Origin of the sequence: Nocardioides currus (assembly GCF_003057875.1) — a bacterium.
GTDB lineage: Bacteria > Actinomycetota > Actinomycetes > Propionibacteriales > Nocardioidaceae > Nocardioides > Nocardioides currus.
Genome location: NZ_PYXZ01000007.1, coordinates 106,282 through 124,442 on the forward strand (window position 1 = coordinate 106,282; position 18,161 = coordinate 124,442).

Annotated in this window: 21 protein-coding genes; 13 read left to right on the forward strand and 8 right to left on the reverse strand. The window is 73.2% G+C overall.

Annotated elements, in window-relative coordinates; translation table 11 throughout:
• Positions 1-5 precede the first annotated feature (5 nt).
• From C7S10_RS15760 to C7S10_RS15780, 5 genes are read left to right on the forward strand one after another with little or no spacing between them, the layout of a single operon-like run.
• Positions 6-620 carry a biotin transporter BioY gene (locus tag C7S10_RS15760; protein WP_108345401.1) on the forward strand — a complete coding sequence of 205 codons (615 nt, stop codon included), beginning with the start codon at positions 6-8 and terminating at the stop codon, positions 618-620.
• The gene (locus tag C7S10_RS15765) at positions 607-1,599 is read left to right on the forward strand and encodes an AMP-binding enzyme (RefSeq protein ID WP_108345402.1); all 993 of its coding nucleotides are present in this window, start codon (positions 607-609) and stop codon (positions 1,597-1,599) included. The genes C7S10_RS15760 and C7S10_RS15765 overlap by 14 nt, the downstream gene beginning before the upstream one ends.
• On the forward strand, positions 1,596-2,729 hold the full coding sequence (locus C7S10_RS15770) for a thiolase family protein (protein WP_108345403.1): 1,134 nt from the start codon (positions 1,596-1,598) through the stop codon (positions 2,727-2,729). Before C7S10_RS15765 ends, C7S10_RS15770 begins: the two co-directional genes overlap by 4 nt.
• A complete protein-coding gene (locus tag C7S10_RS15775; protein WP_108345404.1) occupies positions 2,723-3,406 on the forward strand; it encodes an energy-coupling factor ABC transporter ATP-binding protein in 684 nt (227 codons plus the stop codon). Before C7S10_RS15770 ends, C7S10_RS15775 begins: the two co-directional genes overlap by 7 nt.
• The gene (locus tag C7S10_RS15780; protein ID WP_108345405.1) at positions 3,403-4,008 is read left to right on the forward strand and encodes an energy-coupling factor transporter transmembrane component T family protein; all 606 of its coding nucleotides are present in this window, start codon (positions 3,403-3,405) and stop codon (positions 4,006-4,008) included. The genes C7S10_RS15775 and C7S10_RS15780 overlap by 4 nt, the downstream gene beginning before the upstream one ends.
• Here the strand turns inward: C7S10_RS15780 and C7S10_RS15785 are convergent.
• Positions 4,005-4,211: a hypothetical protein gene (locus C7S10_RS15785; protein WP_108345406.1), complete on the reverse strand. Its 207-nt coding sequence runs from the start codon at positions 4,209-4,211 to the stop codon at positions 4,005-4,007. The two genes, C7S10_RS15780 and C7S10_RS15785, sit on opposite strands and share 4 nt — an antisense overlap.
• Positions 4,212-4,271: 60 nt before the next feature.
• Here C7S10_RS15785 and C7S10_RS15790 point away from each other — a divergent pair, with 60 nt between their 5' ends.
• The 3 genes from C7S10_RS15790 to C7S10_RS15800 are packed head-to-tail and all read left to right on the forward strand — an operon-like array spanning position 4,272 to position 6,338.
• Positions 4,272-4,811 (forward strand): hypothetical protein, encoded by a 540-nt coding sequence (locus C7S10_RS15790; RefSeq protein ID WP_108345407.1) that lies wholly within the window; start codon positions 4,272-4,274, stop codon positions 4,809-4,811.
• A complete protein-coding gene (locus C7S10_RS15795; RefSeq protein ID WP_108345408.1) occupies positions 4,811-5,293 on the forward strand; it encodes a DUF421 domain-containing protein in 483 nt (160 codons plus the stop codon). Before C7S10_RS15790 ends, C7S10_RS15795 begins: the two co-directional genes overlap by 1 nt.
• A gap of 46 nt (positions 5,294-5,339) precedes the next feature.
• Positions 5,340-6,338 carry an LLM class F420-dependent oxidoreductase gene (locus C7S10_RS15800; protein WP_108345409.1) on the forward strand — a complete coding sequence of 333 codons (999 nt, stop codon included), beginning with the start codon at positions 5,340-5,342 and terminating at the stop codon, positions 6,336-6,338.
• On the opposite strand, the gene C7S10_RS15805 is transcribed toward C7S10_RS15800, so the two are convergent.
• On the reverse strand, positions 6,335-7,147 hold the full coding sequence (locus tag C7S10_RS15805; RefSeq protein WP_165807175.1) for a sigma-70 family RNA polymerase sigma factor: 813 nt from the start codon (positions 7,145-7,147) through the stop codon (positions 6,335-6,337). The two genes, C7S10_RS15800 and C7S10_RS15805, sit on opposite strands and share 4 nt — an antisense overlap.
• Positions 7,148-7,438: 291 nt before the next feature.
• On the opposite strand from C7S10_RS15805, the gene C7S10_RS15810 reads away from it, so the two are divergent.
• The gene (locus C7S10_RS15810) at positions 7,439-8,128 is read left to right on the forward strand and encodes a GAF and ANTAR domain-containing protein (protein WP_108345411.1); all 690 of its coding nucleotides are present in this window, start codon (positions 7,439-7,441) and stop codon (positions 8,126-8,128) included.
• Positions 8,125-8,832 carry a VOC family protein gene (locus C7S10_RS15815; RefSeq protein ID WP_108345412.1) on the forward strand — a complete coding sequence of 236 codons (708 nt, stop codon included), beginning with the start codon at positions 8,125-8,127 and terminating at the stop codon, positions 8,830-8,832. The genes C7S10_RS15810 and C7S10_RS15815 overlap by 4 nt, the downstream gene beginning before the upstream one ends.
• A 3-nt stretch (positions 8,833-8,835) precedes the next feature.
• Here C7S10_RS15815 and C7S10_RS15820 read toward each other — a convergent pair whose 3' ends face one another.
• Positions 8,836-10,320 carry an LVIVD repeat-containing protein gene (locus C7S10_RS15820; protein ID WP_133176539.1) on the reverse strand — a complete coding sequence of 495 codons (1,485 nt, stop codon included), beginning with the start codon at positions 10,318-10,320 and terminating at the stop codon, positions 8,836-8,838.
• An 86-nt stretch (positions 10,321-10,406) separates the two neighbouring features.
• On the opposite strand from C7S10_RS15820, the gene trxA reads away from it, so the two are divergent.
• Positions 10,407-11,078 (forward strand): thioredoxin, encoded by a 672-nt coding sequence (gene trxA, locus C7S10_RS23085; protein WP_165807176.1) that lies wholly within the window; start codon positions 10,407-10,409, stop codon positions 11,076-11,078.
• Between the two features lie 3 nt (positions 11,079-11,081).
• Here the strand turns inward: trxA and C7S10_RS15830 are convergent, their stop codons facing one another.
• Complete coding sequence (locus tag C7S10_RS15830) at positions 11,082-11,621, reverse strand: cytochrome b (RefSeq protein ID WP_165807177.1); 540 nt, start codon at positions 11,619-11,621, stop codon at positions 11,082-11,084.
• A 68-nt stretch (positions 11,622-11,689) separates the two neighbouring features.
• On the opposite strand from C7S10_RS15830, the gene C7S10_RS15835 reads away from it, so the two are divergent.
• Entirely contained in the window at positions 11,690-12,589 is a 900-nt protein-coding gene (locus C7S10_RS15835; RefSeq protein ID WP_108345415.1) for an SMI1/KNR4 family protein, read from the forward strand.
• A 16-nt stretch (positions 12,590-12,605) separates the two neighbouring features.
• Here C7S10_RS15835 and C7S10_RS15840 read toward each other — a convergent pair whose 3' ends face one another.
• The 3 genes from C7S10_RS15840 to C7S10_RS15850 all read right to left on the reverse strand — a co-directional run bounded on the left by C7S10_RS15840 (position 12,606) and on the right by C7S10_RS15850 (position 15,781).
• Positions 12,606-13,469, reverse strand: coding sequence for an alpha/beta hydrolase (locus tag C7S10_RS15840; RefSeq protein WP_108345416.1), 864 nt, complete (start codon positions 13,467-13,469; stop codon positions 12,606-12,608).
• Between the two features lie 97 nt (positions 13,470-13,566).
• Complete coding sequence (locus C7S10_RS15845) at positions 13,567-14,118, reverse strand: hypothetical protein (protein ID WP_108345417.1); 552 nt, start codon at positions 14,116-14,118, stop codon at positions 13,567-13,569.
• Between the two features lie 25 nt (positions 14,119-14,143).
• Positions 14,144-15,781 (reverse strand): ABC-F family ATP-binding cassette domain-containing protein, encoded by a 1,638-nt coding sequence (locus C7S10_RS15850; protein WP_108345418.1) that lies wholly within the window; start codon positions 15,779-15,781, stop codon positions 14,144-14,146.
• 196 nt (positions 15,782-15,977) lie between these two features.
• Here C7S10_RS15850 and C7S10_RS15855 point away from each other — a divergent pair, with 196 nt between their 5' ends.
• Entirely contained in the window at positions 15,978-17,294 is a 1,317-nt protein-coding gene (locus tag C7S10_RS15855) for an HNH endonuclease signature motif containing protein (protein ID WP_165807178.1), read from the forward strand.
• A 16-nt stretch (positions 17,295-17,310) separates the two neighbouring features.
• Here C7S10_RS15855 and C7S10_RS15860 read toward each other — a convergent pair whose 3' ends face one another.
• Positions 17,311-18,120 (reverse strand): Fpg/Nei family DNA glycosylase, encoded by an 810-nt coding sequence (locus C7S10_RS15860; protein WP_108345420.1) that lies wholly within the window; start codon positions 18,118-18,120, stop codon positions 17,311-17,313.
• Between the last annotated feature and the right edge of the window lie 41 nt (positions 18,121-18,161).

The window sequence follows — 18,161 nt, forward strand, 5'->3', positions numbered from 1 at the left end:
GTCGCATGACCACCCCCAGCACCCCCTCGCACTCGTCCAGCCGCGACCTGGCCATGATCGCCGTGTTCGCCGGCATCGTCGCCGCCCTCGGCCTGGTCCCCGCCGTCGCCGCGTTCGGCGGAGCGGTGCCGATCACCGCCCAGTCGCTGGGGGTGATGCTCGCCGGCGCCATCCTCGGCCCGCGTCGCGGCGCGCTGGCTCTCGTCCTGTTCCTCGCGCTGGTGGCCCTCGGGCTGCCCCTCCTCGCGGGCGGACGCGGCGGGCTGGGCGTCTTCGCCGGACCGTCGGTCGGCTACCTCATCGGCTTCCCGGTCGCGGCCTTCGTGGTGGGTGCGATCACGCACGCGTTCGGAGCCCCCTACCGCCTGGTGCCGGGACTGCTGGCCACCGTGCTCGGCGGCGTCGCGCTCCTCAACGTGATCGGCATCGTCGGGCTGATGGCCCGCGCCGACCTCAGCCTCCCGGCTGCCTTCTCGGCGGCCCTGGTCTTCGTGCCGGGCGACGTCGTCAAGGCCGTGGTGTGTGTCCTGGTCGCCCGTGGCGTGCACGCCGCGTCACCGGGGCTGCTGCCCGAGCGACGCACGCGACCGCTCGCCCAGCGCGCTGATGCCGCAGCCTGACGCCCTCCACGTCGCACGCTGCGACGACCCGGTGGCGGCCTTCGTGGACGCGCACCGCCACCAGCGGTCGCTCGCGCTCCCCACGTCGGGGACGTCGCAGCGCCCGCGCACCGTCGTCCGCACCACCGACTCGTGGGTCGACTCCTTCGAGCACGTCGCGCGCCTGCTGGGCCTGGACGCGAGGAGCCGGGTGTGGATCCCGGGACCCCTCGCGTCCACCATGAACCTGTTCGCGGCCGTGCACGCCGACTGGGCCGGAGCCACGCGGGTCGACGGACCGGCGGGGGCGACCCACGCGCACCTGACGCCGTCCGCGCTGCGACAACGCCTTGCGTCCGACCCCGCCGACCTGGCCGGCGTCCACGTGCTCGTCGCCGGAGACCGGCTCGACCCCACGACGTACGCCGCTGCGCTGGCCGCCGGCGTCGACGTGAGCCACTACTACGGCGCCGCCGAGCTCTCCTTCGTCGCCTGGGGCGACCACGCGGACGAACTGCGGCCCTTCCCCGGCGTGGAGGTCGAGGCTCGCCACGGTGAGCTCTGGGTGCGGTCGCCCTACGTGTGCGACGGCTACCTGGAGCCCGACCGGTCGCTGCGACGCGACGACGACGGCTGGACCACGGTCGGCGACCGTGGGGTGGTCGACGACGGGCGCGTGGTCGTGCTCGGCCGCGGCGGCGGCATCACCACCGGCGGCGCGACCGTCGTGGTCGCCGACATCGAGGCACTGCTGCGACGAGGAGCGACCGGCGAGGTGGCGGTCGTCGGACTCCCCCACCCCGACCTCGGGGCCGTGGTCGCCGCGGTCGTCACCCGCGACGAGGACCTGCCTGCGCTGCGCGACCTCGCCCGCCACGACCTCGAGCCGGCGCAGCGGCCCCGTCGGTGGTTCCACCTCGACGCCCTGCCGGTGACCGAGGCCGGCAAGGTCGACCGGGACGCGCTGCTCGCCGCCCTCACGACGGACGGCGTGGCATGAGCACCACCGAGGCACCGGTCGTCGTCGCCGCCCTGCGTACGCCGATCGGCACCGCAGGACACTCGCTGGCCGCGCTCCGGGCGGAGCACCTGGGCGCACCCGTCCTCCGCGCGCTCCTCGACCGCCTCCCCACCGACCTCGACCCCGACGACGTCGTCCTCGGCAACTGCACCGGCCCGGGCGGCAACCTCGCCCGGCTCACCGCCCTGACCGCTGGACTCCCGACCACCATCCCCGGGCTGACCGTCGACCGTCAGTGCGCCAGCGGGCTGGCCGCCGTCGACGTGGCCTCGCAGCTGGTGCGCGGCGGCGCCCGGTTCGTCCTCGCTGGCGGAGTCGAGTCGGCGAGCACGGCGCCGGTGCGGTCCTGGCCGGCCGTCGGCGACACCGAGCCGGTGCCTTTCACCCGCGCGCCCTTCGCTCCCCCGGACTCCGACCTGGAGATGGGCCTGGCCAACGACCTGCTCGCGGCGGACGCCGGGGTCGGCCGCGAACGGCAGGACGCCTACGCCGCCCGCTCGCACGCCCTCGCCAGCGCGGCGCAGGCGACCGGGGTGTTCGACCCCGAGATCGTCCCCGTCGCCGGCGTCACGCGCGACGACCGCCCGCGCGCGGGCCTGAGCGTCGAGCGGCTGGCCCGGCTGCGACCCGCCTTCCGGGAGGGTGGCACCGTCACGGCCGGCAACGCGTGCGGCATCAGCGACGGCGCGGCCGCGGTGGCCCTCGTCGACGCCGAGCTCCACCGGCAGCTCGACCTTCCCGGGCTGCGGATCGTCGCCTCGGCCACCGCCGGCGTCGACCCGGCCCGTCCAGGGCGCGGGCTCGTCCCCGCCGTACGCACCGTCCTCGAGCGCTCCGGGATCACGCTCGACGCCGTCGACGCCGTCGAGGTCAACGAGGCCTTCGCCGGCCAGGTGCTCGCGTGCTGCGACGAGCTCGGCCTCGACCCCGACCGGGTGTGCCCGGAGGGCGGCGCGCTCGCGCTCGGCCACCCGTGGGGCGCCTCGGGAGCAGTGCTGCTGGTGCGGCTGTTCTCGCGCCTCGCCGTACGCCGCCAGGGACGCTACGGACTGGCCGCGATCGCCGCCGGGGGCGGCCTGGGCGTGGCGATGGTGGTGGAGGCGTGCTGATCGAGGTCGACGGCGTCAGCCACGTCTACCCGGGCGGCGTCGAGCCGGTGGTGCGCGACGTGGTGGTCCGCCTCGACGAGCACCGCATCGGCATCGTCGGCGCGAACGGCTCGGGCAAGTCGACCTTCGCGCGGATGCTCAACGGCCTGGTGGTCCCCTCGGCCGGCACCGTGACGGTCGATGGCCTCGACACGCGTGGCCACGGCCGGGAGGTGCGCAAGCGCGTGGGCTTCTGCTTCACCAACCCCGACACCCAGATCGTGATGCCGACCGTGCGCGAGGACGTGGCGTTCGGCCTGCGACGACGCGGGCTGACGAAGGAGGAGGTTGCGGCCCGCGTGGACGAGGCGCTGGCCCGGCACGGGCTCGGCGGCCTCGCCGACCATCCCGCGCACCTGCTCTCGGGCGGCCAGAAGCAGCTGCTGGCGCTGGCGTCGATCCTGGTCACCGGGCCCGAGCTGCTGGTGATGGACGAGCCGACCACCCTGCTCGACCTGCGCAACACCCGCCGGGTCGCCGACCTCGTCACCGAGCTGCCGCAGCAGGTCGTGCTCGTCACCCACGACCTCGACCTGGTGGCCGGCTTCGACCGGGTGCTGGTCTTCGACCGCGCCCGCCTGGTCCACGACGGCCCGCCCGACGAGGCGGTCGCCTTCTACCGCGAGCTCATGGCGTGAGCACCTCGCTCGGTCTTTACCGTCCCGGCACCTCGCCGGTCCACCGGACGCCGGCCGGGGTCAAGCTCGCCGTCGTGGTGGCCGCCGGCATCGGTTCGGTCTTCGTCCGGACCCCGGCCGTGGCGGGCGTGCTGCTGGCGGTGGTGCTCGTCGCCTACACCGTGGCGCGCACGCCGCCGGGCCTGCTGTGGCACTCGGTGCGCCCGCTGTGCTGGGTGCTCGTCCCCCTCATGGTGTTCCAGGTCCTGACGGCGGGCTGGGCCCGGGCGAGCGTCATCGTCGGCGTGATCGTGACCCTCGTGCTGCTCGCCAACCTCGTCACCCTCACGACCCGCACCACCGAGCTGGTCGACGTGGTTGTCCGGCTCGCTGCACCGCTGCGGTTCCTGGGCGTCGACCCCGAACGGGTCGGGCTGGTGCTCAACCTCGGCATCCGTGGGGTGCCCCTCGTGCTGGAGCTGGCGACGGAGGTTCGGGAGGCGCAGCACGCCCGGGGGCAGGCGGCGAGCGCCCGCGCGTTCGCCGTACCCCTCATCGTCGGTGCGCTGCGCCGCTCGGACGAGATCGGCGAGGCGCTGGCCGCACGCGGCTTCGACGACTAGTGCGTGTCCTGGTCGCGGTGCGGGTTGGCGTTGGGCCCCGACTCGTTCGGCTCCTGCGCCTCCCCGCTCTCGTCGCCCGGGTAGGCCGAGGTGGCGTCCCCGTCGGCGATCGGGGTGTCCGCCCCGGCCGGGTCGAGGCTCTCGGCGTCGGACACCTGCCCCTCGGACTGGCCGCCTGACTGGTCCTGCTCGTGGTTGGTCATGCCTCGCCGTACCCACTCGGCGCGCGCTCATCCGGCCCGATCGTACTTAGGCTGAGGACCGTGTCGGAGGAAGCGGACCGCAGCACGGACGAGACGACGTCGGACCTCAGCGCCGCCCCGCCCACGCCTCGCCACATCTGGACGCGACGGGCCGGCGTCGGACTGCTGGTCCTCATCGTGGGCGCGGCCGGCCTCGACCTGCTGGGCCCGCGCACCGGGACGACCACGGCTCACGGCGGCGGCTGGACGCTCGACGTCCGGTACCCGCAGATCACCCGCGACGGGGAGCCGGCACCGCTCGACCTGCGAGTGACGACGGACGCCGCGTTCGGCGACACGGTCACCCTGCGGCTGTGCAACGAGTGGTTCGACCACCTCGACTTCCAGGCCTGGTATCCCAGCCCCTCGGCCGAGACGGCCCAGCCGGGGTGGATCGTCTACGAGTTCGACGCACCGACCAACGGCGACACCCTCGACGTCAGCCTCGACGCCCGCGTCGCGCCCGGCCAGCTGGGCGGTCGCGACGGGTGCGAGATCAGCGTGCTCGACCACGACGAGCCGGCCGTGACGGCCGGCTTCACGATGTGGAGGATCCCCTGATGGACATCCTGGTCAGGTCGTTGGTGATCTTCGCGTTCCTGTGGTTCGTGGTGCGCGTCGGTGGCAAGCGCGAGGTCGCGCAGCTGTCCGCGTTCGACATGATCCTGCTCATCACGGTCGGCGACCTCGTGAGCCAGGGCATCGTGCAGGAGGACTTCTCGATCACCGCCGCGGTCATCGCGGTGGCCACGTTCACCCTGGCCGGGATCGTGCTCAACGCCATCACCTTCCGCTACCCGCGCTTCCGGCCATGGCTCGCCGGGCGCGCCCGCATCGTGGTGCGCGACGGGGAGCCGATGCTCGACACCCTCGCCGGCGAGCGCATGACCATCCAGGACGTGCACGAGGCCGCACGCCAGCAGGGCATCCGGCGACTCCGGGACATCGAGCTGTGCGTGCTGGAGAACGACGGCTCGTTCTCGTTCTTCACCTCCGACAGCAGGACCGACGGCGCGCCGGAGGGTGGCGCCGACATGGTGTGAGCCCGCGGCGGTGAATGGCGCCGGGTGACGTCGGGTACGGCGCCGCATGACGAGATTCGGCTACACCCTGATGACCGAGCAGTCCGGCCCCCGGGAGCTGGTGCGCTACGCCGTCGCCGCCGAGGAGGTCGGCTTCGACTTCGAGGTCTCCAGCGACCACTACTCGCCGTGGATCACCGAGCAGGGCCACGCGCCGTACGCCTGGACCGTGCTCGGCGCCGTGGCGCAGGCGACGTCGCGCGTCGACCTGATGACCTACGTGACCTGCCCGACGATGCGCTACCACCCGGCCGTCGTCGCGCAGAAGGCCGCCACGCTCCAGATCCTGGCCGAGGGGCGCTTCACGCTCGGGCTGGGCAGCGGCGAGAACCTCAACGAGCACGTCGTCGGAGAGGGCTGGCCGGCGATCCAGGACCGGCACGAGATGCTGCGCGAGGCCATCGACATCATCCGCTCGTTGCACACCGGCGAGCTCGTCGACTACCGCGGCGAGTTCTTCCAGGTCGACTCGGCGCGGGTGTGGGACGTGCCCGACCAGCGGGTCGAGCTCGCGCTCGCGGTCGCCGGCGAGCGGGCGATCGAGGCGTTCGCCCCGCTCGCCGATCACCTGGTCGGGGTCGAGCCGGACTCCGCACTCGTCGAGGGCTGGAACGCGGTCGACGGCGCGCCGCGCATCGGCGACACGGCGAGGGCGATCGGTCAGATCCCGATCTGCTGGGACCCCGACCGCGACGCGGCGGTCGCCCGGGCCCACGAGCAGTTCCGCTGGTTCGCCGGTGGCTGGCAGGTCAACGCCGACCTGCCCACGCCGGCCGGGTTCGCCGGAGCCACCCAGTTCGTGCGCCCCGACGACGTGGCCGACTCCATCCCGTGCGGCCCCGACCTCGACGCGATCGTCGAGGCCGTGTCGGCGTTCTGGGAGGCCGGGTTCACCGACGTCGCCCTCGTCCAGGTCGGGGACGAGGGACAGGACCGGTTCCTGTCCGAGGCCGCCGGACCGCTCCTCGAGAAGCTGCGCGCGGCGGCACCGGACCCGGACGCCTAGGCTGCGTCGGTCCCGGTCAGCCCGTCGCGCATGGTCGCCAGGGCGGAGTTGAGGATGCGCGAGACCTGGGCCTGGCCGACCCCGATCTCGTGCCCGATCTCGACCTGCGTGAGGTCCTCGAAGTAGCGCAGGTAGAGCACCAGGCGCTCGCGCTCGGAGAGCTCGCGGGCACGGGGTGCGAGGATGACCCTCGCCTCGGCTGCGTCCAGGTCGCTCTCCGCCGCCGTCAGGGTCGAGCCCAGGTCGGCACCGTCCTCCCCCGGCGCCAGGGGCTGGTCCAACGAGGCGGGCACGAAGCACCCGTGGGCCGACTGCGCCTCGGCATACTCCTCCCGGCTGATGCCCAGCGCAGCGATGACCTCCTCTCCCGTCGGGGTGCGGCCGAGGTCGGACGTCAGGTGCTCCTCCGTCCGAGCCGCCTGCCACTGGGTCTCCTGCACCCTGCGTGTCGGTCGCACCATCCACCCCAGGTCGCGGAAGTGCCGCTGCAGCTCGCCCCTGATGGTGGGGACGGCGAAGGACAGGAAGTCGTGGTCGCGGGTGTGGTCGAAGCGCTGGACGGCCTTCATCAGCGCCTCGCAGGCGACCTGCTCGAGGTCCTGCACGTCGACCCCTCGGTTGGTGAACCGGTGTGCGACGGCGTGGGCGACGCCGATGTTGAGGACCATGATCTGCTCGTGCATCTCGTGACGATGCTCGTCGTCGCGCGCGCGTGCCGCGTCCGCGAAGAGGTCCGACGTTCGACGGGATCGCTCGTGCCGCGAGATGACGGCGGACTCGTCGGTGCTGGTCAACGTGTGAACGGTCATGCGAATCACCTGCTGGTGACGTGTGCGCGGTGGCCCGAGTCTTGAACCTGTGGACTCCCCTCGAGGGGTGCCCGGAGCACCCCTCGAACGTAGACCCCCGGCGCCCACGAGGGCAAGCAACGCATGTACGGCGCGCCGATGGGTAGTGAGTTCCCAGAGCGACGAGCTGACCCCGGGGACAACCCGTTGCTCAGGCCCCCGGGTCTCGAGCCAGTGGGCCCGGGGGCCGCCCATGTGTCCGGGTGCGGGCAAGGACTCCCGGTATCCCGGGTCAGGAAGTAGCGTTGGCCCATGCACGAGCACGATGAGCGGACGTTGGAGGCCAGCCGCCTCCTGACGGACGCACTGACCCCGGGCGACCTGGACCAGACGCTGGGTCGGATCACACAGGCTGCGGTGGACGTCCTACCGGACGTGCGCTTCGCCAGCATCACCGTCAAGCACGACGACGGACGCGTCGAGACCGTCGCCCCCACCCACGAGACGCCCGTGCGTCTGGACGCCGAGCAGTACGCCCTGCGCGAGGGCCCGTGCTACGACGCGGCGACCGACTCCGTGCACGTGATCGCTCCCTACCTCGCCGAGGACACCCGCTTCCCGCGCTTCGCGAAGGCCGCGGTCGGCGTCGGGATCGAGGCCATGGCCGGCCTGCGCCTGTTCGAGTCCCGCAACGCCACCGGCGCGCTCAACCTCTACTCCGAGCGGCGCGGCAGCTTCGAGGACCTCGACACGCTCGCGGCGCTCTTCACCCACCAGGCCGGCATGGCGATCGGCTACGCGCGCCAGGTCACCCAGCTCAAGGAGGCCGTGGCAACCCGCCAGGTCATCGGCCAGGCCGTCGGCATCACGATGGAGCGCTTCGGCCTCGACGACGCACGCGCCTTCGCGTTCCTCAACCGGCTCTCCCAGGACAGCAACACCAAGCTGCGCGACGTGGCCGAGCAGCTGGTGGCCGAGTCCGGGGAGCGCCAGGGCGGGTGACCTCCCGACTCGAGGCCGTCTGCCTGCACGCCGAGGACCCAGCGCAGCTCGCGGGGTTCTGGTCGACGCTGCTGCGCCGCGAGGCGGTCGACAGCGAGGGTGTCGTCGACCTGCTCCCCGCCGATGACGGACTGTCCTGTCGACTGCGCTTCCGTCCGACCGACGAGCCCCGGCCCGTCGGGCAGCAGAAGCTGCACCTGCACCTGACGACGACCTCACCCGCCGACCAGCAGGAGGTCATCGACCGGGCACTCGCGCTCGGAGCGCGTCACCTCGACGTCGGCCTGCTCCCCGAGGAGGGCCACGTCGTCCTCGCCGACCCGGAGGGCAACGCGTTCTGCGTGATCGAGCCGGGGAGCTCGTTCCTCGCCGGTTGCGGGTTCCTCGGCGAGCTCGCCTGCGACGGCTCCCGCGCCCTCGGACACTTCTGGAGCGCGGTCCTCGACTGGCCGCTCGTGTGGGACCAGGACGACGAGACGGCCGTCCAGGCGCCGTACGGCGGGACCAAGATCGCCTGGGGCGGAGGTCCCGAGCTCGCGCCGACGGAGCGCGGGGGGCTGCACGTCGACCTGACGGCTCCGTCGGGCCGTCCGGACGAGGTGGCGCGGCTCGTCGGGCTCGGCGCCACGCTGGTCGGTGACACCGACGGGTGGACCGTCCTCACCGACCCCGACGGCAACACCTTCCGGCTCGCCGACGCCTGACGGTCAGCGCAGCAGCCGCGCGACCCCGTTGGTGAGCTTCACGTCGTAGAAGCCGGAGTTGGCGTCGGTGAACCAGACGCTGCCGCGCTCGGCGTCCCACGCGGGGGCCGACATGGCGTAGGCACCGGCGACGTCGGGGAAGGTCGGCCGGCTGCCCGGGCGCTGCGGCTTGTTGAAGTAGGCGACCTCGCGCGGGTGCTCCACGTCGCTGATGTCGAAGAGCCGCAGCCCGGAGGCGATCATCGAGCAACCGGCGATCCTCGGCTCGTCGCGGGTCGGCACCGAGCAGTAGTGGCCGGCGTAGCCCTGGGCCGGGAAGTCCGCGCCCGGGTCGTGGAACTGCTCGCCGCCGTGCACGTCGGCCTGGTGCACCTCGAGGCGCAGGTCGGACACGACGAAGGGGTGGCGCGGGTCGTCGACGTTGATGATCCGGCCCGCGCCGACCGGTGCGTTGGCGAGGTCGGCGACCCCCTTGAGCGAGAAGAGGTCGGCGAACTCGTCCATCTCCAGCACGTAGTCGTGACCGTCCTGCGTGAACGGCTCCGCGGACTGCGGGATGGAGGCACCGGGCCAGGTCAGCTTCGACAGCACGGTGGGTACGGCGCCGGGCACCCGGTCGTTGACCCTGCCGACGTCCAGGACGTCCAGTCCGGTGCGACCCATCAGGTCGAGGCTGCCGAGGTCGGGCTGGCCGATGTTCGCGGCGTACATGGTGTCGCCGTCGGCCGAGAAGCGCAGGCCGTGGTAGTTCACGCCCGGCTGGACCATGACCGGCAGCGGCGACGACGGGTCGCTCACGTCGATCGCGACCAGCGTGCCGGAGGTGCTCGCGGTCCAGAAGGTCCTGCCGTCTGGCGCGAACCCGCTCTCGTGGCCGAGCAGGCCGCTCGGGGTCGACGAGAGCAGTCGCGGGTGGCGGCAGTCGGTGCGGACGTCGTACACGTCGAGGATGCCCGGGTAGGTCGCCGCCGTGCCGAGGGTGGCCGCCAGCAGGCCGCGCTCCTCGTTGAGCAGCAGGGACTCGTGGGGGCTGAGCATCGCCGGCGACGTGAGGGTGGCGGTCTGGCGCGGCCGCTTCGGGTTGTCCATCGCGAGCACGACGACGCCGAGGCCCGAGGTCAGGTTGTAGACGAGGTCGCGCGGGAAGACGAGCGTGCTGTCGTAGAACGCGCATGTCTGGCCGCGGGCGTCGGTGTAGCGGTGCACCTTGAAGCCACCGGAGCTGCCGTGGTGGGAGACGGCCCGCGCGTTGCAGCGATAGCCGCGGTCCACGCGGCCGGAGGCGTAGTCGGCGGCCGGCACGCGTCCCTGGATGTCGGTCTCGGGTCGCGCTCCGTCGCCGCAGTCGGCGCGCGGCACCGGCTGGGCCTCGCGCCCGCCCTGCGCCTGGCCGGAGAGCGCGAGCGTCCCGGCCAGCACCGTCACCGCGACCGCCACCGTCAGCCCGAGCCGGGCCATGCCCCGCCGCCGGTCCGCTCTCGTCCGCACGCTCGCACCCATGCCTCGTCAACGCCCCGGCCCCGCCGGGGTCACGCGACGGGCGCAGATGAACGCCCTCGTGGCAGGCTTGCGGGATGAGCACCCGTGAGCTGACCGCAGCAACCTTCGAGGAGACCGTCACCGGCGAGGGCATCGTCCTCGTCGACTTCTGGGCCGAGTGGTGCGGACCGTGCAAGCAGTTCGGCCCCGTCTTCGAGGCGGCCGCCGAGGCCAACCCCGACATCGTCTTCGGCAAGGTGGACACCGAGGCCGAGCAGCAGCTGGCCGGTCAGGCCGGCATCTCCTCGATCCCGACGCTCATGCTCTTCCGCGACGGGATCCTGCTCTTCAACCAGGCCGGCGCCCTGCCCCCGCAGGCGCTCGGTGATGTGATCCGGCAGGCTCGCGAGCTCGACATGGACGAGGTACGCCGCCAGGCCGGTGCGGCCCAGCAGGCAGCCGAGGGCGGCGAGATCGGGCTCGACGACTTCGCCGCTGCCCACGCGACCGGCGCCTACGTGCTCGATGTCCGCGAGGACCACGAGTTCACCGCCGGTCACGTCCCCGGCGCGGTGCACGTCCCCATGAACGACGTCCCCGGCCGCCTCGCCGACCTCCCCGCCGACGAGCCGTTCTTCGTCATCTGTGCCTCCGGCAGCCGGAGCCGTCAGGTCGTCGACTACCTCCGCGGCCAGGGCCTGTCCGCCTTCAACGTCACCGAGGGGACCGGCGGCTGGGCCCAGCGCGGCTGGCCCCTCGAGCGCTGAGGTTCACAACATCCGTGGCAGCAGCCGCTTGCCCAGCACGAGCCCGAGATGCGCGGCCAGGGCGGCGAAGAACGTCACGTGGGCCGCGACGTGCAGCCCGAGCAGGTCGTCCTCACCGCTGAGGACCAGCACGACACCGGTGGCAGGGATGACGAGCAACGTGGCGAGCAGCGTGCGCTCCGTCCAGGTCGCCACGGTCCGCTGGCCGGGACCGAGGGCGTCCGCCCACGGCGGCAGGCCGTCGATGCGGCGCCAGGCGAGCCGCAGGCACACCAGCGCGATGACCAGGATCCCGAGCGCGACGTGGATGGTGAGGAGTCGGTCGTCGAGCACGTCGTAGCCGTCGCCGTCGTCGCCTCCCCGGCCCCGCCCCCGCCCGGACTCACCTGCACGGCCCCGCCCCCGCCCCCGGCCCCGGCCGCGCCCTCCGTCGTCGGGGTCCATGGCGTAACCGACGGCGAACTGTGCGAGCAGCGCCAGCACCGTGGCCCAGTGCAGCGCCTTGGTGACCGAGCCGTAGCCGGACGGTCCGTTGCGCAGCACGAGGTCGACGCTAGCCGACGCCCGCCGGGTCGTTGACGGGACACGGACCCGTCCGTCACCATCCACCCGTGACGGGGGTCGGCATCGGTCGGGTGTGGCCGGGGGCGTTCCTGGGGGCGTTCCTGGGGGCGTTCCTCCTGGCGGCCTGCGGAGCCACGACTCCCGACGAGGGATCGTCCTCGGCGGAGGTGGCCGCTGCTCCCCCGCCGGCGCCGCTGCGGCCGGGCACCCCCGGGTCCGGCTTCGCCGACCTGCTGGTGGTCAACCCCTCCCGCGTCGTCGAGGCGACCGAGGCGGACCTCGCCCGCGCGGAGACCGAGCTGGGGGCAGCGCTGCCGCGGGGATACGCCCGATTCGTCCGGCGGGTGGGCGGCGGGTCGCTGGGCCACTTCGTCGGGGTGCTCACGCCCGACCAGGTCCCCGTGGCGACGAGCCAGTGGCGCGAGCGCGTCGGGCAGTACTGGTTCTGGGACACCACCGAGGCCGGCGTCGACCGCGCCGACCTGCAGGCGCGCGGGGTCGTGCTGGCCTCGACCTTCGACGGCGACGAGCTCTGCTTCGACCCGGCCGACCCGCGCGCGTTCTACGTGCTCCCGCGCAACGAGGACGTCGTCCACCGGGTGGGCCCCGACTTCCTCGACGCGGTGCAGTGGCTGCTCGACGGGCGGCTCAACCCGTGGGTGGAGGGGTGGACCCTCGAGGTCAACGAGCACCGCCTGGAGCGGCACGGCCGGCTGGCGGACGGGACGACCCGCGAGGAGGCCGGCGCCGCGCTCGCCGCGCTCGGCAAGCACTCACAGGCGGTCGAGACGGCCCGCCGGTCGACGTACTTCCTTCCCGGCATCGAGGGCCGGCTGTCCGTCTACACGTCCGAGGGCGAGCCGGGCGCGTGGTTCGACCTGACCTACGACGACGCGGCCGACCCGGCGGAGGTGGCCCGGTTCCTCGCGGCCGTCTCGGCCGACTGATCGTCGGCGATACCGGTCAGCGGTGGGCCGACAGCCACGCGATGACGTCGGCGGTCACCTCGTCGCGGTTGGTCTCGTTGAAGATCTCGTGCCGGGCCCCCTCGTAGAGCCTGACCGTGACGTCGGCCACACCGGCCGCGCGGTAGCGACCGGCGAGCACCTGCACCAGCTCGCCGCCCCCGGCCAGCGGGTCGGCCGAGCCCGAGGCGATCAGGATCGGCAGGTCGGACCTGATGGCCGACAGCGTCTCGACCTTCGCCAGCGTCTCCGCCGCGCCGAACAGGGCCGGCACCGTCTCCTCGGGCAGGTCGAACCCGCACAGCGGGTCGGCGACGTACGCGTCGACCTCCGCCTCGTCGCGCGAGAGCCACTCGTAGCCGGTCCGGTGCTCGAAACCGGCGTTGAACGCCTCGAGCCCGACCGGCCCCTCCGCCGTGGCGAGCTCGGCGGCGAGCAGGTCGAGCGCGGTGGTGCCGGACAGGATCACGCCGGCGTAGAGGTCGGAGTGCTCGAGGAGCAGCGACTGGGCGGCGAACGAGCCCATGGAGTGCGCGAGCAGGAAGAGCGGCAGGTCGGGACGCTCGTCGCGGAGGATGGCGCCGTACGCCGCGGTGTCGGCCACCAGGGCGTCGAACCCGGCCTTCCCGAGGTCCCCGGGCGTGCCGTCGATCGACTGGCCGTGGCCGCGGTGGTCGTGCGCGTGGACGAGGTAGCCGGCGCCGTTGAGCGCGCGAGCGAGGCGGGCGTAGCGCGACGAGTGCTCGGCGAGGCCATGGGCGACCTGGACCGACGCGGACGGCACGAACAGGTCCTGCCACGTGTAGGTGGCGAGGGTCGTGCCGTCGACGGGTGAGGCGAAGGTGGAGCCGGGGGCTGTCATGGGCGTCACGCTAGGGCGCGCACCGGCTCGACGCGAGCACCTCGGCGTCCGTTTTGACCTCCTTTGGGGTGGGACGTCGGCCCCGCGACGTGCACGCCTAGCAGGAGCTGTCGCGCGTCCCGGCGAAGAGGACGCCCGGCCCGGGCACCTCCACCGAGCGGCCCCAGGCCCCGGCGCGGACGGCCGGGAGGAACACGACGAAGGTCCCGCGCCCGGTGCACCCCTCCGGTCGGAACCGGAACTCGATCTCCGTCTCCCACGAGTCCCCCGGCTCGAGCCGGCGGTCAAGGTCGAAGACCGCGTCGAGGTCGCCGCCCGGGGTCGGGTGCCCGTCCCACGAGGTCACCTGGACGGCGGCTCCGCCCTCGGCGCCCATGGAGGGCAGCACCAGCTCGTCGAGCGTGACGGCCAGGCGACCGTCGTTGCGGACGGCCACCGGCATCGTGCAGCGCATGGCCGGGTCGAGCGTCATCGCGCGTGGGTCGCCCGTCAGGGTGGTCCCCGGGCAGGAGGGCGCACCGTTGCTGATCGCGAGCTTCGAGACGAAGGTCCCGATCGCGAAGAACCCGACGACCACGGCGAAGCCGGCCGCCGCGAGCGCAAGCATCGACGTCAGCACGACGACGGTCCGGAGCGTCGAGGACGGCACGGCCCGACGCTAGCCGATCGCGGGGTCAGCGGACGCTCACCCGTCCGGCGTCGACCTCCCAGCGCTGGTCGAGCCGCACGTTGGCGAGGAGCCGGCGGTCGTGCGAGACGAGCAGCAGCGTCCCGCCGTACGCCTCGAGCGCCTGCTCCAGCTGCTCGATCGCGGGCAGGTCGAGGTGGTTGGTCGGCTCGTCGAGGACGAGCAGGTTGACGCCGCGGGCCTGCAGCAGGGCCATCGCGGCGCGGGTGCGCTCACCGGGCGAGAGGCGCCCGACGAGGCTGGCGACCTGGTCGGCCTTGAGGCCGAACTTCGCCAGCAGGGTGCGGACCTCCGCCGAGGTCATGGCGGGTACGGCGAGCTCGAACGCGTCCCCGAGCGGCAGGTCCTCGGCGAGGGACGTGCGGGCCTGGTCGATCTCCCCGATCGCCACGCTGGCACCGAGGGAGGCACGCCCGCCGTCGGGCTCGGTGTGGCCGAGCAGCAGTCGCAGCAGGGTGGTCTTGCCCGCGCCGTTGGGACCGGTGATGGCGACCCGGTCTCCGGCGCTGACCTGGAGCGAGACGGGCCCGAGCTCGAAGTCGCCGAGGCGCTTGGTGGCCGCATCGAGCGTGGCGACGACGCTGGACGAGCGGGGTGCCGCGGCGATGTCGAACTGGAGCACCCACTCCTTGCGCGGCTCCTCGACCTCCTCGAGGCGCGCGATCCGAGACTCCATCTGCCGCACCTTCTGCGCCTGCTTCTCCGACGACTCGGTCTGCGCCCGACGCCGGATCTTGTCGTTGTCGGGCGACTTCTTCATCGCGTTGCGCACGCCCTGCGAGCTCCACTCGCGCTGGACGCGGGCGCGGCCGACGAGGTCGGCCTTCTTCTCGGCGAACTCCTCATAGGCCTCCCGCGCGTGCCGGCGTGCGACCGCACGCTCCTCGAGGAACGAGTCGTAGCCGCCGTCGTACACGGCGACCCTGCCCTGCGCGAGGTCGAGCTCGACGATGCGCGTGACGCAGCGGGCCAGGAACTCGCGGTCGTGCGAGACGAGGACGACACCTGCGCGCAGGCCGCGGACGAACGCCTCGAGGCGCTCGAGCCCGTCGAGGTCGAGGTCGTTGGTGGGCTCGTCCAGGAGCACGACGTCGAAGCGGCTGAGCAGCAGGGCGGCGAGGGCGACGCGGGCCGCCTGCCCGCCGGAGAGCGACGTCATCAGCGCGTCGGTGCCGACGTCGAGGCCGAGCTCGGCGAGTGTGACCGGTGCGCGGTCCTCGAGGTCGGGCGCGCCGGTCGCGAGCCAGTGGTCGAGGGCCGCGGAGTAGGTGTCGCCGGCCGCCGGGTCGTCGGTCTCGAGGGCCGCGGCCGCGGTCTCCATCGCCTCGGTGGCGGCGGTCGAGCCCGTACGGCGCCCGAGGTAGCCCGCCACGGTCTCACCCGCGATCCGCTCGTGCTCCTGCGGCAGCCAGCCGACGAACGCATCGGCCGGGGCCGTCGACACCGTCCCGGCCATCGGCGGCGACTGGCCGCCGAGGATCCGCAGGAGCGTGGACTTCCCGGCGCCGTTCGCGCCGACCACGCCGACGACGTCGCCCGGCGCGACCGTCAGGTCGAGGGACTCGAAGAGCGTGCGGTGGCCGTGGCCTCCGGCCAGGTCCTTCGCGACCAGGGTGCCTGTCACGGGGCGAGCCTAGGTGGGGCGATCAGGCGGCGACGAGGCGGCACATTCCGTCGCAGCACCTTCTCACGTCATTCGAACAGGTGTACGATTGTCTTCTGCGCGGTAGTCCTCACGCTCTGGTTCGATCCAGCCTCTCGCTGCGTGCATCCCCCGACCCATCCGGTCGAGGTTGATGAAGCGGAGGGCGGTGAGCGCGATGAATGACCTGGACGAGTGGCGCGCTCCCGGTTTGCCGGTCCCGCCGTCGACGGTGCTGGCTGCTGCGCTGGCACGGCTGGACGAGGCGTACGACGCCGTGCTCGCGATCGCGCCGTCCGTTCTGTCCGACGAGGACCTCGTCCGGCTCGTCGACGCCATGACCCGTGTGGCCGATCGGAGCGCGGGTGCCCTCACCGCCGCGATCGGAGAGGCCGACCGCCGCCGTCTCGGTGACGCGATCGGTGCGCGCCACACCGGCCAGTGGTGGTCGCAGCGTTCACTGCTGACCCGGCCGGAGGCCAACCGGTTGACCCATCTCGGGCGTCGGCTGTCGGACCCGCTGCATGCGCCCGTGCGGGCTGCGCTCGAGGGCGGGGTGCTCCATGTCGAGCAGGCGCGCTCGATCGTGACGGCGGTCGATGCGATCCCGTGCTCGCCGCACGACCTGCCGTCACACGTCGAGGAGCCGGCCGCGGTGAAGGGACGCGCCGTGGAGCACCTGTTGGTCCTGGCGAAGGACCACGACGCCCGCCAGCTCGCGATCCTCGGTCGCCGGATCCTGGACCTCGTCGCCCCCGAGGTCGGCGAGGCCGCCGAGGCGAGGGCGCTGGCCGACGAGGAAGCCGTTGCCGCACGGAAGCTGTCCCTGACGTTGCACGACTGCGGCGACGGCACCGCGACCGGCCGCTTCACGCTGCCCGTCGCCACCGCTCAAGCCCTGCGCAAGCAGCTGATGGCGATCGCGGCTCCACGACACCAGCGTCTGGGCGATGCATCCGCCGACGTGCCGGATCGAGACGAGCGCCCACTGCCAGTTCGCCTCGGCTCGGCATTCGTCGACTGGATCGAGCGTTACCCGGCCGATCGGCTGCCCTCCTCGGGCGGCACTTCGGCCACCGTGGTGGTCACCATGTCCCTCGACAGCCTCACCGGCGGACTCGCGGCGGCATCGCTCGACACCGGCGCCCGCATCAGTGCGGCCGAGGCACGCCGTCTCGCGTGCGAGGCAGGGATCGTGCCGGCTGTTCTCGGTGGCACCTCCGAGGTCCTCGACCTCGGCCGGACCCGCCGTTTCCACTCCAAGGCGCAACGCCTCGTCATCGCCCACCGCGACGGCGGCTGCACAGCCCAGGGCTGCGACCTTCCTCCGGCTGCCTGTCACGTCCACCACGACCAGCACTGGTCACGAGGCGGATCGACCGACACGGCGACTGGACGACTCCTGTGCCACCGACACCATCGCGTCATCCACGACCAGCGCTACGACACCACCCACCATCCGGATGGAAGCGTCAGCTTCCACCGGCGGACGTAGGCCGACCGGAGCTCGTTCAGACCTGCTCCACCGGGCAGAACCACGTGGTCCTGCCGCCCACCGTCGCGCGCGCCATGGGCGAGCCGCAGCGTGGGCAGTGTCCGTCGGGCTTCCGGTGGGCGATCACCTCGCCGGTGTGGACGCCGCCACGGCGGATGGCCCGCTTGGTCGCGGCGCGCAGGGCGCGGAGCAGCACGTCGAGGTCCCGGCGGTCGAGGGTGTCCACCCGCCGGTGCGGGTCGAGCCGCGCCTGCCACAGGGTCTCGTCGGCGAGCAGGTTGCCGACCCCCGCGATGACTGACTGGTCGAGCAGCCGAGCCTTCACGGGCGCCCGGCCCCGAGACATCCGAACGCGGAAGTCGCTGGCGCGGACCTGGCCCGCGTCGGGGCCGAGGCGGGTGAGGTCGGGGTCGAGGCCCACGCGGCCGAGCCGTCGCTTGTCGAAGAGCCGCAGCACGCCGCCGTCGGCGAACTCGATGGTGAACCTGTCCCACACCGGGTCGCGATCGGGCGAGACCGCCGAGAGGCCGCGCACCGGGTCGCCACCCTCGACCGGGTGCCCGTCCGGGTCGGTGACGACGATGCGCCCGCTCATGCCGAGGTGGAGCGACAGGACGGGGCCGTCGTCCGAGGTGTCGCACCACATCGTCTTCCCACGCCGGTTTGCGGCGACGAGCCGTCGGCCGACGAGGGCTGCGGCGATCTGCCCGGGCGGAAGCGGCCGGCACACCCACGTGTCGCTGTCGTCGACGGCCGCGATCTCGCGGTCGAGGGCCGCCTCGGCGATGACGGCGCGGGCGGTCTCGACCTCGGGCAGCTCGGGCATCGCCCCAGTGTGGTCCACCGACGACCGTGACGGACCACCCG

Bases quoted from the DNA above. Each gene is read 5' to 3' on its own strand.
- C7S10_RS15805 (WP_165807175.1), bottom strand. From the start codon at position 7,147: ATGACCGTTCACACGTTGACCAGCACCGACGAGTCCGCCGTCATCTCG.
- C7S10_RS15810 (WP_108345411.1), top strand. From the start codon at position 7,439: ATGCACGAGCACGATGAGCGGACGTTGGAGGCCAGCCGCCTCCTGACG.
- C7S10_RS15785 (WP_108345406.1), bottom strand. From the start codon at position 4,211: ATGACCAACCACGAGCAGGACCAGTCAGGCGGCCAGTCCGAGGGGCAG.
- C7S10_RS15795 (WP_108345408.1), top strand. From the start codon at position 4,811: ATGGACATCCTGGTCAGGTCGTTGGTGATCTTCGCGTTCCTGTGGTTC.
- C7S10_RS15770 (WP_108345403.1), top strand. From the start codon at position 1,596: ATGAGCACCACCGAGGCACCGGTCGTCGTCGCCGCCCTGCGTACGCCG.
- trxA (WP_165807176.1), top strand. From the start codon at position 10,407: ATGAGCACCCGTGAGCTGACCGCAGCAACCTTCGAGGAGACCGTCACC.
- C7S10_RS15765 (WP_108345402.1), top strand. From the start codon at position 607: ATGCCGCAGCCTGACGCCCTCCACGTCGCACGCTGCGACGACCCGGTG.
- C7S10_RS15800 (WP_108345409.1), top strand. From the start codon at position 5,340: ATGACGAGATTCGGCTACACCCTGATGACCGAGCAGTCCGGCCCCCGG.
- C7S10_RS15855 (WP_165807178.1), top strand. From the start codon at position 15,978: ATGAATGACCTGGACGAGTGGCGCGCTCCCGGTTTGCCGGTCCCGCCG.
- C7S10_RS15760 (WP_108345401.1), top strand. From the start codon at position 6: ATGACCACCCCCAGCACCCCCTCGCACTCGTCCAGCCGCGACCTGGCC.
- C7S10_RS15840 (WP_108345416.1), bottom strand. From the start codon at position 13,469: ATGACAGCCCCCGGCTCCACCTTCGCCTCACCCGTCGACGGCACGACC.
- C7S10_RS15860 (WP_108345420.1), bottom strand. From the start codon at position 18,120: ATGCCCGAGCTGCCCGAGGTCGAGACCGCCCGCGCCGTCATCGCCGAG.